This window comes from Paenibacillus glacialis (genome assembly GCF_001637205.1).
GTDB lineage: Bacteria > Bacillota > Bacilli > Paenibacillales > Paenibacillaceae > Paenibacillus_AQ > Paenibacillus_AQ glacialis.
On the sequence record NZ_LVJH01000002.1, the window covers coordinates 331,359 to 345,407 of the forward strand.

Consider the following 14,049-nt stretch of genomic DNA (forward strand, 5'->3'; position numbering starts at 1 on the left):
TACCTTCTTTATAAAGAGAATGACTAGGGAGACCTCATGGAACTCGAAACTACAATATATACACCATTGAAACCTTCATTCCGCTCACGAATGAGATTACGGATCAAGGCAACCTTTGCCTTAGATACACGTTTTTGGAGGATCGCTCAAAGTGGTGTCTGGGCTTCATTCTGTTTGATATTTGCATTAACATCGCTCAGCATGCCAACCGGATTAGGTACGTCTCTTGATATATTTCTATCTATCACAGCAGGCACGATCGGACTCGCAATTTCAGCGACCCTACTTGCACTATTACTTTCCTTGATAGGACTTCCTATTCCGCGTCTGTTCACTGGCGGGGTTTTATTTGAATTGATCGCTATTTATTTTATGTTTTGGATTCCAGGTAGCGGCATAGCCGTATCGATTGCTTCATCAGTGATAGTCACTTTGCTAGGTGTACTCCTTGGATGTTGGATGGCACTTATTGCTAGCCAGCATATAAAGACCCGAACCAAATGGCTATTCTCTATTACGCTTTGTATGTTGTCATCTATCATCATAGGTTTCATCGATCGTGAGAAATCAGACGTAACGCAGATGTACAGCATCTCAGATCGTAATGTTTCTACTATTCCGCTTTCGAGTCCAGCGGACCCAGGCGTATTCAAGACCAAATATTTCACTTATGGAAGTGGATATGATATACACCGGAAGGAATACGGACCTAAGGCTGAACTCAAATCAACATCCGTAGATGCCTCTTCCTATATTGATAAATGGCCGTGGCTTCGTTCCTTGTTTTGGGGATTTGATCAAAAGGCACTTCCTTTGAACGGAAGAGTCTGGATGCCCTCAGGGAATGGTCCATTTCCGCTCGTACTGATGGTTCATGGCAATCATTTAATGGAGGATTATTCCGATGAAGGATATGGTTATCTCGGAGAGTTACTAGCTAGTAGAGGGTTTATTGCCATTTCGGTAGATGAGAACTTCCTAAACTATTCGGTGTGGTCGAATATTCCAGATAATGATATAAAGATACGTACTTGGCTTCTTCTTAAGCATTTACAACAGATCCAAACCTTCTCGGAGCAGTCTGAGTCTCCCTTCTACAATAACGTCAACTTCGACCAAATTGCTCTCATCGGCCATTCTCGAGGGGGGCAAGCGGTAGCTATGGCAGCAGATTCGGACCGTTGGTTTCGATCAGACCTAGATTTAAAGAAAGATCTAAAACATTTTTCTATTAAAGCCGTGGTTGCTCTTGCTCCAACGGATACAATGGTGGATGGGATGCAAGCGAAACTTCGTAATGTCAGTTACATGGTACTTCAGGGATCACGAGATGGAGATTTGAATGAGTATTTCGGTGAACGACAATACGCACGTTCTAGCTTCACTCCTGATGATAAAGGATTTAAAACTTATCTTCATATCCCTAATGCGAACCACTCCCAGTTCAATACCTCATGGGGAGGACTGGATATAAGCTTACCGAAGGGGTTATTACTCAATCAAAGTCAGTTAATGACGGCATCCGATCAACAACAAATCGCTAAAGTGTATGTTTCTGCCTTCCTAGAAACCATCCTACACGAGTCGCAAGACTATAATCCATTGTTTCGTGATTATCGGACAGGACGTGATTGGCTACCGGAATCCATCTATTACAACAGATTCGAGGATGGCAATTTCATCGCGCTTGCGAGATACGATGAAGATAAGGACAGAACTACACTCTTAAATAACGGTACAGCTGATGCAAGTAAAGGGCTACGTTGGACTGAAGAATCTAGTACCCCTCAGAATAAGAGTGTTCTTTTGGAAAATAGTGAACATCATGCTCAAGAATCCTCCTACTCACTAAGTTGGGATGAGGATGATGTACTCGATCAATTTACAGAAGCCGATGGATTGTCCTTATCAATCGCAGACCAAAGTATGGAAGGGGCGCTTAAACAGGGAGACCTTCTACCCATTTCCGAAATGGAAATCACATTAGAAACGAGTGATGCTGTGTCCGTTACCCTTCCATTGTCTCAATTCATGACCCTACAGCCAATGATAATCCCTCGCTTCACGAAGAGTCCATGGCTTGAGAAGCATTTTGATGATGGTAACTATAATCTTCCAGAGAAAGCAATATTCCAAACTGTTGAATTGCCTTTCGAAGTGTTCCAGGAGGCAAATTCTATCTTCGTACCCGCAAATATCAATAGAATCACTCTGAATTTCAGTAATGGACCTAGCAAAACCATTTTAGATGATGTGGGACTATATCGAAATTGAAGAAAAGTGTACAATAGTTGAGGAGGTGATTGACGTGGACAACGAAATACTTCGTTATACATTTGCATATAAGGTGATATCTACGGGTAATGAAGAACAAATTAGCGTATTTGCCGATAGCAAAGAGAAAGCTTCCGAGCTTGCTTTAGAGACGGCTTATGATTATGAGTTTACTTCTAAGGAAGACATTGAAATGGGGCAACTCCTGAGCATTTCTAAAGCAGTTGGTGATAATTACGTTGAATGTGCAGGCTGCGCATCATAACCCAAATAAGAGGCTGTCCCATAAGTCATAAGAATGGCTGGGACGCCTCTTTTTACTATTTCAACCCGATTGACTCTTTATCCGATCGCTGATTCATCGGTCATTGTATAGAGAGACTAATCCGGTTTCGAGACCAACGGCATCTTGTCCCAGTAAAAAAGCTCATAAGCGTTGTTCTCACATTGGCTCTACCACAGATTAAGTGCCAGCTTTAAGAAGCTACTACCACCCTTAATCGACAATACTAGGCGCAGCCAGAGAAACAAATTAAAAATCGTCACTTTGCTCTTCAAGGACGAACAGCAATAACGTAGCGCCCTCTCTCTGTCGAGTCTATTAATATAGCTTAAGGTGAAATATTTGCTAGCGATGCCTATATCTATATTTCGCAAGGAACGCCGCTTACCCTTCAAGTTATCCGCATTCTCCACCTTACTTCTTATAAGAGTCCTTACTTGAATAGATTTATGCGATAATGCCTCCAACTTCTCCATCAATTCTTTGTTCGTATGTAGCATATCGGGATCGAGTTGCCATCTGTCGCAGAAGAAATATATGCTATCAGGCGATTGATTATATACAAAATGTGGTTTCGTAATTAACACTATCTTGCAACGGTCAAAAAACTGAATCAAAAAGGTAGTGTCCTCTCCAAGATACAACTCCTCATTAATGAGTTCAAAGGCTAGGAGCAATTCTCTCTTAAATACCATCGTATTTAAGTTAAAGAAGTTTCTTGTGTGAGATAGAAATTGTTCGAATACACCTTCTTCAAATAGGATCACGTCAGTATGGGACGTATTGATCGCTCTCATCTTGCTTATGAGCTTCTGCTCCACCTTATTATCAAAATTATGTACAGTCTTAGGACCATGCTGCTCCACCCACAAGGCAAAACTGATATCGGCTTCAGTTCGATGTATTACGTCTAAGCTGTCCTGTAAATGACAGGTATACCATTGGTCATCAGAATCAAGAAAAGAAAGCAGTTCCCCCTTCGCATATAACATTCCGAAGTTTCTCGCTCCACCCGGCCCCTTGGATCTATCATTAACTACATAATTGATTCTGGCATCTTGTCGCACAAATTGCTCCACAACTTCCCTTGTGTTATCAGTGCTACGATCATCAACGACAATTAACTCCCAATGGGTATAGGTCTGATCAAGGATCGACTGAATTGATGCTGAAATTACGTTCGCCCTGTTATATGCAGGCATCACAATACTGATTAAAGGATGGTTCATTCATTTCTCCTCTCTATTCGTAGAATACACGTAAATGCAAGTCTACAAAAATTTCATATATTTTGGGGATAATAGATTCATTTGAACGTTCAAAGTTAGTTTAATGTTCCCATATTTACAAGTCAAGTAAATATTGGTATTTAAGTAATTTGATTCCTTCACTTGCATTCTACTAGTTCTTATAAAAGATGACTCCTGATCAAATCGATCAAATCAGAAGTCATCTACATGATTATTTAAGATTAAAGGCTGTCCGAATTTAAGGAATCAGTTTCCAAACATCAGCTCCAGCAGAACCAGGCGCTTGGCCAAGTGTCCACCATTTGGCTTCATAGTTAACTCCGTTATGTGTAACTTTGTTGCCACCGACATAGACCGTTGAAGAACTCCATGTCGGATACGTTGTAGGAGCCGCAGGAGTCGTAACGTTAAGCGTATTACTTGCTGCTGAGATATTTCCAGCGGCATCAACAGCTTTTACGGTAAACGTATAAGCTGTATTCGCGCTCAGATTACTAACAACATATTCAAGAGTTGAAACAGAGACGTTGGTCACTAGTGTGTTGCTGGAGAATACTTGGTACCCCGTCACTGCTACGTTATCACTCGATGCATTCCACATTAAAGGCACTGTTGTCGAGGTTGTGCTACCCATGACATGCAAGCTTGTTGGAGCTGATGGTGGATCAATATCAGGTCCTATGACCGTTAGCGTAGTGAAGGCAGCCGAATTGCTTCCTGCGGACACGTTGCCAGCTGCATCGACTGCTTTCACAGTAATGTTGTACGTTGTATTGGACGTTAGACCGGTCAAGTTGTAACTGAGCGCTCCATTAGTGGAAGCAATCTGCGTCGAACCATTGAAGATTCGATAGTCGGTTACACCGACATTGTCGGTGGCAGCATTCCATGTAATTGTTGCACTTGTCGTTGCGATATTGGATGCCGTTACGTTAGTCGGTACAGTCGGAGCTACGGTATCAAGATTTCCAGGAAAGTTTACATCGATGACATTATAGAATGCATTGGCTGTGTCTGAAATTGTCCAAACGGCCAGAATGACCTGGTATCCCGTTCTGTCAGGAACGTTACACGTGTCCGAATAGGTATTCCCTGGCGTCCCACTATAGGATACATTGCAGAAAGGCGTTAGATCGAAGGAAGCACGGCTAAGTGGTGCATTGGGATCCCAGTCTTGCTTGGTAATGTAATATTTCCAGCTCGATGTGGCGTGAGGGACTTTAATATTCCAATTGAACGTAGTCGGACCCGGGCTTAAGTTTATCTTAGACCAACGCGTCGCTGATTGTTGATCGAGTGGAGCAAACTGACCGTTAGCGCTTGCAATTTTACCGTCAGCTGGACCCGCTGCTGGAAACCCTTTAAGTGCTTCAAGACTGTAGGGTTCATAAATGATAAGACCACAGTTCGTATTGACTCCACTGGCACATAGAGCTGCACGGCTGGAAGGACTATTTACGTAACCGTGTGCAGATGCTTTCCCCTCAAACACAAAGAACATAGCGATAGACATTATCAGCATCATGCCACTTGCGACTAGTAATTTTATCTTTCCTAATTTGGCTATACGTAGAGTTATCATAATAAATACCCTCCTCTTAATGTTCTTAATGATACAAATCCGAGCTAAGTTTCCTTCTCAGATGAACAGCAAATGAGCGAGCGCCACCTCCCTATTACCTGATAGTCAATAACTAGCCTGATTTTATGGTGACAGTCATCCCACCCTCCTTTTGCAAGAATGTGTATATAAACTCTCTATGAGTTTATACCGATACTGAAAACCAATTCTTTGAAAGCGGTTACATAAAGAGGTTATGTTCAAAACCAGATGTATAAGATTTAACCGCTTATGAACGAAATAAATCATGATATGTCTTTTATCACATATTATACATAAATTGGACTATTATACAATAATTATTTATTTAAAATTTGATAATATTTCCCCCTCTACTTTTTTTAACATTTCCCAACAATAAAGGTCCTGCAATTTATGGAGGACACTGAAAAACTTACGTTGTTAATTTGTTCAAGATATGTTTTAAATCAAAAAGGCGATATTCTTTTTCTTTGATTCTTTAATGAGTGTAATGATTCACTTGAGATTAACAGAAAACATTTCCATATCACCTTTCACTTGTATGCCAATTAGACCCGAGGAGGATGCCACATCATACCCGTGTCGGTGTTTGAGTTCACTATTTTTCGCCTCGATTTTATAACTCTCTTTCGATTTCTCTTTGAAATCATCGCTATTCTGAAATACCTCTTGTTCTTTATGTTCTGTCGATTTTAACCCATCTCTCATAGAACATATTTTGCATTTTTCAATATCAAACATGTAGGTATCCTTTTGGTTATCATTGATACCTTTCTTCCCTGCGCGCGCTTTGCGAATCGCCATATGTCCAGCTTTACAAACGTACATACCTGCATCTTTATTAAACTCAAATTCATCTTCTTTTTTACGAGTTCCTTGTGTAATATTAGGGTTTAATTTTTACACTAATTGTAATACGTTATGGTTGGCATATTGGATATTATCTTTCTCAGAATAGGCTGTATCTCCAATGACGGTATCAATCTTCATACCCGTTTCACGGCTTTTTTCAATCAGTGTTTGAAGTTGTTTCCCATCATTTTTTTCACCCGTCGTAATCACCGCAGCTGTAATTATACGTTCTTCATTCATCGCAAGATGTGTTTTATATCCAAAGAAAGAGGAGTCCGCTGTTTTGTGACCCACGCGTGCATCTGGATCATTCGAGAGTTGAAGTTGCTCTTGATGATCTTCTACAATCTCTTTTAAATAGTTTAGCTTTTCTTTTACTTTGGGATATTCGCGAATTGATTCTTCTTTTTCCACGACATGAATGACCTTTCGGCAATAGTCCAGTTCATCTTCCAATTCGTTAGTTGTTGTTTTCGATGGGAATATATCTTTCATCTTTTCATCGATTCGATAAACGGCTTTTCTTAGCAGTTTGGACTTTTCCATTAAAATTTCTTTGGGAGATTTCTGATTGTAACGTGTTTTTGAATGTGTAGCGTCCACAATAATCGCGCTGCTTTTTATGATTTCTTTTTCCAATGCGATTTCTACTGTTTTTTGAATAAGTAGGTCGAGTAAATTTATATCTTTCAAGCGAAGTTTACGGAACTTCGTTAAACAGCTCGAATCAATGACGCCATCTTCTGGAGCCATATCTATGAAGTATTTGAAGGACATTTCGTATTTGGATCTTTCTACGACATCCACATCAGATACATCAAAAATGGATTTCAGCAATAAATATTTGAACATACGAATGGGTGGCACTGCGTTGCAACCATTGTCGAGGCAATATTTATTCTGTAATTCTTCATGAACAAAAGAAAAATCGTGAACACCACCTGAATTTGATACCTTAATTATACGAAAAAGAGGCATCTTTCGCACGAATAGATTGTGCAAAAGATGCCTCTGATCAAAATTCCATACTTGCAGAAAACAATCGATTATATTCGAAGCAGCGAAGGCGACGGAATTGTCCTGAAGAAGCGTAAGCGTTCGCCTACAAGCTTTCCGTAGGAAAGCTACTTCGAATGCATATGTTGCCCTCTGATTTCAACAGCTTAAGCGGTATACAAATCAAGAAATCAGAGGGCAAGAGCGCTCGGAAGGACAATCTATTATCGTAGCGATCTCCTACACAAATGTGTGTGGACTTTTTCAGTGGCCTCTGTTGCCTGTAGGCTATATTTTTGATAGCAAAATCACTTAGCTCACTCAACTCCTTAAGCACACGGAACGCTAATCTACCTGAACCCGCTACATATTCACTTTTTTATAAGTGTTTATGTAGCGGGTCACGACTCTTTCAGCCTGATGAGATTGCTTTAGGGCAAACCACAGTTTTAATTAGACTTTCCATTCTACTTCACCTACTTAGATGCCGATGATTTTCTTTTCCTCCACATCATCACAAGTAAAAGCATCGCCGCTGCAAAGGCTGCGGAAATTCCCGCGATTAACCACACTTTAAAGTTGCTGTTCGCTTCATAAGAAAGCTCGAAGGATTGGATACCAAGTTTCGCGTCCTCTTCTCCCTCTGCGAGGAACCACATTTGCATTTCAACTGAATCATCCAGTTCGAGTTGCGGATAAGCTTCTTTCAGCCTATCTCTTATGTTGTAGGAGACATGGCCAATCTGGTCATTCGGGGCTTGAAGGATCAGAGCTTCGTTCTGCCCCCGTATATACAGCATCATCGACCATTGATTCGTAACGCTGGTAATATCGACCGACAAACTAGGTTTTTTGGCAAAATCAACGATCATGAAGGGCGAGCTGATTCCCCCTCGGTTCAAGAGGGCATCCTCCTGAATCACGGCCGTATCCTGATCAATGATCACGCCTCCCTTCATAGAAGGAACAGGCTGCCACTCCGTCATTGAAACGGCGTTCTGAAGACCAGACCATTGTTCCTCTTTCAGAGGCTCATCATCTTGATAGAACATATCTACACGTTCAAAGACCGCTTTGGCGCCTTCCTGGCCTGCAACGACAAGCCACAGCTCTACATCTTGGATCCCTATGTACGGTATATCGGGATGCATACGCCGTAATTCACTCATCACGTCAATAATGAAGTGCCCTGTTTCCGTACCGTCCTGTTTAACGTAGAATCCCCACGGCTCGCCTTTGACATGTAATTGTAGCGCCCATTGCGGACTAGCTGATTCCACATCAATAATTGCAAAAGTCCTTCTGCTGAAATCAAGTTGGAATGTAGGACTGGTAATCCCACCATATCCCCCTGCTTCGTTCTCCTCCACTACGGTGAGTTTCCCTGCTTTTAGAACTGCTTTTCCTGGCATAACGTCAATGGGCATCCAAGACGCCAATTCATCCGTCCCAGCTGTCAGAATAGATTCTCCGCTCGTATTTCGGACGAATAGCTCGACTTCCGCAGTATCCTTCTCTCCGCTAGATGATTCCAATTCCGCTCGTAGCCGGTGAAAGCCATTACCGAATTTCGTCGTATCGAATGACAAGGCATCAGGAAGTGTTGCGCCGTTGAAGATCTCCTTGCCCGCGAATGAGACGGTAATATTCTTGATCGTCTCATTCGCGGGCACGCCGGTTTCAACGCTAACCTCTATCGTCCCCTCAACCAGATCTCTCTTCTGAAAGGAGAGGATATTTATGGAAGGTTTCGCTACTGGCGCAACAAACACGCCGTCAATCAACATTTGTCTCTCCTCCGAAATGATATCTCCTCCCGCCGGAACGATGACGATGACGGCCGCCCGTCCACCTGCCAGACGAATGTTGGCATGGTCATTCACATCTTGTGCGATAAAGCTACCGCTAACCGAATCAAACAAATCGACGGGTTCACTACCCAAGCCGGTCACTTCAACTTCTCTGTCCGATTCATATGGGTTGTAATACAGGAAGGTCGGGTAAGCCTCCTTATGAAAATAATCCGTTTTCAGCGTATCGATCTTCAATATGCCTTCCACGTTCGTTTCTTCAATTAAACCGCCGAGATACCCGGCGAAAGATCCACTGTATAAGGAGAAATCGGTATTTCCCCAATTATAAAAAGTTGGATCGCCACTCGCATAAGGAGTTTTACCATTCCCTTCCTTGCGCAGCCCCTCATAGGGGATGACATGCTGCGGATCCCCCTTCCAAGCCGAACCGGATTGATGGTCAGCTGGAATACTGTCCGCATAGAATAAGCGCGATTGATTGGCTGCGTTCAGCATCCATTTCCCGATATCCCGAGCATAACGCGGATCATAACGTGCGACTGGTGCGAGCGCGCCGAATGCTGCAAACGTGTTCATTGAAAAGGCGTAACCTTCGTTATCGTTCAGACTACCGAGCAAGCCGTGGGCGTCGTAATCCCCCCATCTTTCCGTAATCGTTCCCCAACCGTTCCTTGCCTTGCTTCCCCCATCAAATACCCAGTTCATCATCTTACTGACATCATATTGCTTGCCCTGCTCCGCATTCATTCTTGCGGCCATATACGGGGCGGAATAGAGCAAAACCTCGTAAAGCGGATTGTCCTCCTGGCGTTCCAGAAAATCCATACTTAACTCGGCCGCTTTTAAATACTTGGGATCGCCGAATTTCGAGTATGCCATGTACTCTAGCATAGCGACGCCCGCGGCTGCATCGGGCTCCGTCCAGCGTTCGTTGCTGAAAGACTGCATCTTGTGAAAGTCGAAAGCCGTGTAGTTAAACTCCGCACGGCCGTACTTCCCACCGAGTTCCTGTACTGCTTCCTCCCACTTGTCCGCCGTGCTGCGCATGATATCTTCCATATTCTCAACATCTGGATAATAATAAGTCAGTGCATAGAATAAGAAGTGCGGTAGCAGCTCATACCAAAACGTTTGTCCGCTCACCGTACTCGGATTATTCAAGATCATGTTTTCACCATTATCTTTATTAAAGAAGGTTTGCAGCATTTTCACGTAATCATGTCCGTTTTGATCGCTCTTGTCGATGCCGACCAGTGTAGCACTTAGCACAGCCGCCATCATATTTATAGCTTCCTGCGAACCGTCCGTTCCTTGTGAAAATTTGCCGGCATAGGACATGAGACCAAACGTATCCTCATCCATATTTTGATGCGTTCGATCCCACCAACCTACGGGTAAATACTCCCCTTTCTTGGTGAAATCGAATACAAACTCGTCATACCCAATAGCTGTTTCTTTCCAATTTTTCATCGCAAATGGCTCAGGAACGTTAGGCATTCCCCCTACTTTATTAATACGTTTCTGTACAATTTGGTCGGAAGTCGCTTCCTCCGGTTCCGCATATACTATAACCCTCTTAAACGCCATTACTTCCATTCCTGACAAGCTTATTAGGATAGCCAATACGATAATTAGCCCTCTTTTCACCATGATCTCCTTCTCCTCTCATACCCCTATAAAAAAAAACTCGCTGTTCACGGAGGCGAGTCCTCCGTTCCCAACAAGTCATTAGTGGGGTGAAATTACTTAGTAATGTCGTTTATTTTCTTGATCGTACTCTGTACCGCTGTATTCACATCTTCGCCTTTTTCAATCGCTTGTGTCAGTTTTTCCCATATAGCTCCATCAATTTCACCTTGCTTAGGCTGATTGTTGAATCCTCTTGCAATTTCCGATGCTTGACGAATCGTTTCTACTGCATATTCTTTATCTGGACGGCTTGTTTTGATCTCATCAAAACCGCTCTTAGTAGGAGCTACTACTTTCCATTTGTGAATCGCGTTTGTCATGTCCACAAGCGCTTTTGTCGCCACTGTCGGATTAGCCGTCGTGTTCGCCATCGCAGTGACGCCTATCCAACTGAATGTTACTTGCTCTGTTCCATGTGGAGGAACGACCATACCGATTTTAAAATTGGCAGTTCTTTCGAAGTCATCGCTCGCTCCACCTACGTACATGGCTACTTTACCTGTCTTAAACATATCGCCATTACCCATGGAATCCGCTTGGGCTCGTGCGGGAGTAATCCCTGAATTAACGATTTTTTGATACATTTCTAGACCTTTGATCGATTCCGGAGAATCCAGTGTGATGTTTCCTTCTTTATCAAACACATCGCCACCGTAAGACCAGGTGTACATCGACGTAGGGATATTGTTCAACAAAGCACCCCAATCGCCGTCTTTCGTCAATTGCTTGCCAGCTGCGATGAATTCTTCCCACGTCCAGTCATTTGTAGGTAGCTCAACACCAGCCTTCTCGAACATATCCTGGTTATAGTAGAGCATGTAAGGCTGAGAAATCCAAGGTAATGAGTATAATTTATTAGCATAAGTTCCTACATCAACCGTACCTTGGTAATAATCTTCAGCGTTATAGTTTTCTATGCCGGACAAATGCTCGTCTAGCGGAGCGATCGCACCGAGGCTTGCATATTGAGCAATATATTCTTGAGACAACCACATGAAGTCAGGAGACTGTTTGCCTGCAATCATCGTTTGAAGCTTTTGATAATAGTCAGCCGGAATACTTTGCACTTTGATCTCATAGTCTGTCGCGCTTGTATTTACCTTCGCTATTAACTCTTCGAATTCTCTAAGTTCTTCCGCCCCTGCCCAAGTAGCAACCTTCAATTTCACTTTCTCAACTGGTTGAGCAGCTTTTCCAGCATTGTCCGCGGGTACATTGTTGTTGCCCGTCGCCTTACTATTATTCGTGTCTCCACCGCATGCAGCCAATACCACTGTAAACGCTAACAACAACGTGAGAAGCAGTCCTAGTCTTGCAGTTCCCTTCTTCTTCATAACATAATCCCCCTATTATTTATTTGAATTTGATTTCGCTGAATTAGCCGAAATTCAAGCTTCATTCAATGGAAATTCGTCTAGCCTTTTATACCGCTCATCTTAATGCCTTCAACAAAATACTTTTGCGCCATGAAGAAGACAGCAAGAACCGGAAGAAGTGCAAGAATCGAACCCGCCATGAGGGGTCCCCATTCCACTTTCATTACACCTTTGAACATCGATAAACCAAGAGTCAACGTAAATTTATCGGCATCATTCAAATAAATCAACGGACCGAGCAAATCGTTCCAGCTACCCTGAAAGGAGAAAATACCTATTGTAACCAATGCGGGAACGGACAACGGAAGAAATATTTTGTAGAAAATTGTAAAGCTACTTGCTCCGTCGATGTACGCCGATTCCTCCAAGTCTTTCGGAACTGAAAGGAAAAATTGCCGCAGTAGAAAGATGAACACGGGTGCTCCACCGAAAAACCCGGGAACTACAAGCGGCAAGATTGAATTCGTCCAGCCAATTGCGCTGAAACCGATAAACACGGGAATCATGGTTACTTCCCCAGGTAGCATGATGGTAGAGAGTACTAACAGGAACCATATGTTTTTCCCTGGAAAATTGAATCTCGCGAACCCGTAAGCCACAAAGGCCGAAACGAACACGTTAGATAACAAGTGAAAAAAAGTAATGACTGCCGTGTTTTTAAATAAAACAAAGAAATTAATCTCAGTAATAGCCCTTGTATAGTTCTCCCAATGGAATCCATCTGGTAAAAACTGAGGCGGGATTGCAAAGATGACATCACCCGATTTAAGTGAAGTGGAGATCATCCAAATTAAAGGGAATAAGGTACTTATAGAAAAGGCCCCTAGTAAAACGTACAGAATAATGTTGCGCCAGATCTTTTTTTGTTTGCTTCCCATTCCGTAAATGACCAAACCTCTCACCTCACTTTCTTCTTTTTCTTGGTACTAACTTCACTTTCGTAATAAACCCAAGCTGAGGATGATTTCATGGCCAGAAGGGTAAGTAGCATAATGATGACGAACAATACCCATGCCATCGCGGTAGCGTAGCCCATTTTGAAAAACTTAAACGCATTCTCATATAAGTAAATCATATAGAACCGACCCTCGTTCTCAGCCCCTCCGATAATATAGGCATCTCCGAACTTACGCATAGATCCGACAATTCCCATGATGAGATTGTAAAATATAACCGGAGTCAACATAGTCAACGTAATATGCTTGAATTTCTGAAAGGCATTCGCCCCGTCGATTTCCGCAGCTTCGTATAAATGTCCTGGGATATCCTGCAGACCGGCAAGGTATGTAAGCATTCCACCGCCCGCCCCCCATAACGCCATCAATAAATAAGAAGGCATGACGAGCGAACCGTCGGTAAGCCATCCAAGTGGAGCAATGCCCACCTTGGAGAGCAACAAGTTAATTAGTCCGAAATCCGTGTCCAAAATCCATTTCCAGAGCAACGAGATGGAAACACCAGACACGATTGCTGGTAAATAAAGTGCTGTGCGAAAGAAGTATACTCCTCGTACCTTCGTGTTCACTAAGATCGCTATCAGCATCGAAGTCGCGATTCCGAGCGGCACAGAAATGATCGCAAATTTTATTGTCACCCATAATGACTTGCGGAAGTCCTCATCTTGTATGAGATCCAGATAATTTCCAAAGCCTATATATTTGGGTTTATTAAATGTGTCCCACTCCGTAAGACCCACATAAAAAGCAAAGATGAGGGGGGCGACCGTAAAAACAAAAAAACCGATGATCCACGGGGATATATAAAAATAACCCACATTTCTTTTTGACCGCACACTTTCTCCCCCTTTGAATGTATTTATATATCCCGTCTACATGACAAACAATAAAATAAGTCTGGTAGTAATTGATAATGTAAGCGCTTAACAATGATTATTTTAGATTACTTTTTTGAC

At 42.6% G+C, this 14,049-nt stretch carries 8 protein-coding genes and 1 pseudogene; 2 read left to right on the forward strand and 7 right to left on the reverse strand.

Annotated elements, in window-relative coordinates; genetic code table 11:
- Nucleotides 1–36 precede the first annotated feature (36 nt).
- The gene (locus PGLA_RS01990; RefSeq protein WP_068527895.1) at nucleotides 37–2,274 is read left to right on the forward strand and encodes an alpha/beta hydrolase family protein; all 2,238 of its coding nucleotides are present in this window, start codon (nucleotides 37–39) and stop codon (nucleotides 2,272–2,274) included.
- 34 nt (nucleotides 2,275–2,308) lie between these two features.
- The gene (locus PGLA_RS01995; RefSeq protein ID WP_082873511.1) at nucleotides 2,309–2,539 is read left to right on the forward strand and encodes a hypothetical protein; all 231 of its coding nucleotides are present in this window, start codon (nucleotides 2,309–2,311) and stop codon (nucleotides 2,537–2,539) included.
- Between the two features lie 188 nt (nucleotides 2,540–2,727).
- On the opposite strand, the gene PGLA_RS02000 is transcribed toward PGLA_RS01995, so the two are convergent.
- The 7 genes and pseudogenes from PGLA_RS02000 to PGLA_RS02030 all read right to left on the reverse strand — a co-directional run bounded on the left by PGLA_RS02000 (nucleotide 2,728) and on the right by PGLA_RS02030 (nucleotide 13,929).
- Nucleotides 2,728–3,786 (reverse strand): glycosyltransferase family 2 protein, encoded by a 1,059-nt coding sequence (locus PGLA_RS02000; protein WP_068527898.1) that lies wholly within the window; start codon nucleotides 3,784–3,786, stop codon nucleotides 2,728–2,730.
- A gap of 259 nt (nucleotides 3,787–4,045) precedes the next feature.
- The gene (locus tag PGLA_RS02005; protein ID WP_068527901.1) at nucleotides 4,046–5,389 is read right to left on the reverse strand and encodes a lytic polysaccharide monooxygenase; all 1,344 of its coding nucleotides are present in this window, start codon (nucleotides 5,387–5,389) and stop codon (nucleotides 4,046–4,048) included.
- A gap of 516 nt (nucleotides 5,390–5,905) precedes the next feature.
- Nucleotides 5,906–7,240: pseudogene (locus PGLA_RS02010) on the reverse strand (IS1182 family transposase).
- 494 nt (nucleotides 7,241–7,734) lie between these two features.
- Nucleotides 7,735–10,722, reverse strand: coding sequence for a hypothetical protein (locus tag PGLA_RS02015; RefSeq protein WP_068527904.1), 2,988 nt, complete (start codon nucleotides 10,720–10,722; stop codon nucleotides 7,735–7,737).
- Between the two features lie 92 nt (nucleotides 10,723–10,814).
- A complete protein-coding gene (locus tag PGLA_RS02020; protein ID WP_068527906.1) occupies nucleotides 10,815–12,095 on the reverse strand; it encodes an ABC transporter substrate-binding protein in 1,281 nt (426 codons plus the stop codon).
- Between the two features lie 80 nt (nucleotides 12,096–12,175).
- The gene (locus PGLA_RS02025; RefSeq protein ID WP_068528375.1) at nucleotides 12,176–13,015 is read right to left on the reverse strand and encodes a carbohydrate ABC transporter permease; all 840 of its coding nucleotides are present in this window, start codon (nucleotides 13,013–13,015) and stop codon (nucleotides 12,176–12,178) included.
- Nucleotides 13,016–13,035: 20 nt separating this feature from the next.
- Nucleotides 13,036–13,929 (reverse strand): carbohydrate ABC transporter permease, encoded by an 894-nt coding sequence (locus PGLA_RS02030; protein WP_068527909.1) that lies wholly within the window; start codon nucleotides 13,927–13,929, stop codon nucleotides 13,036–13,038.
- Nucleotides 13,930–14,049: the final 120 nt, after the last annotated feature.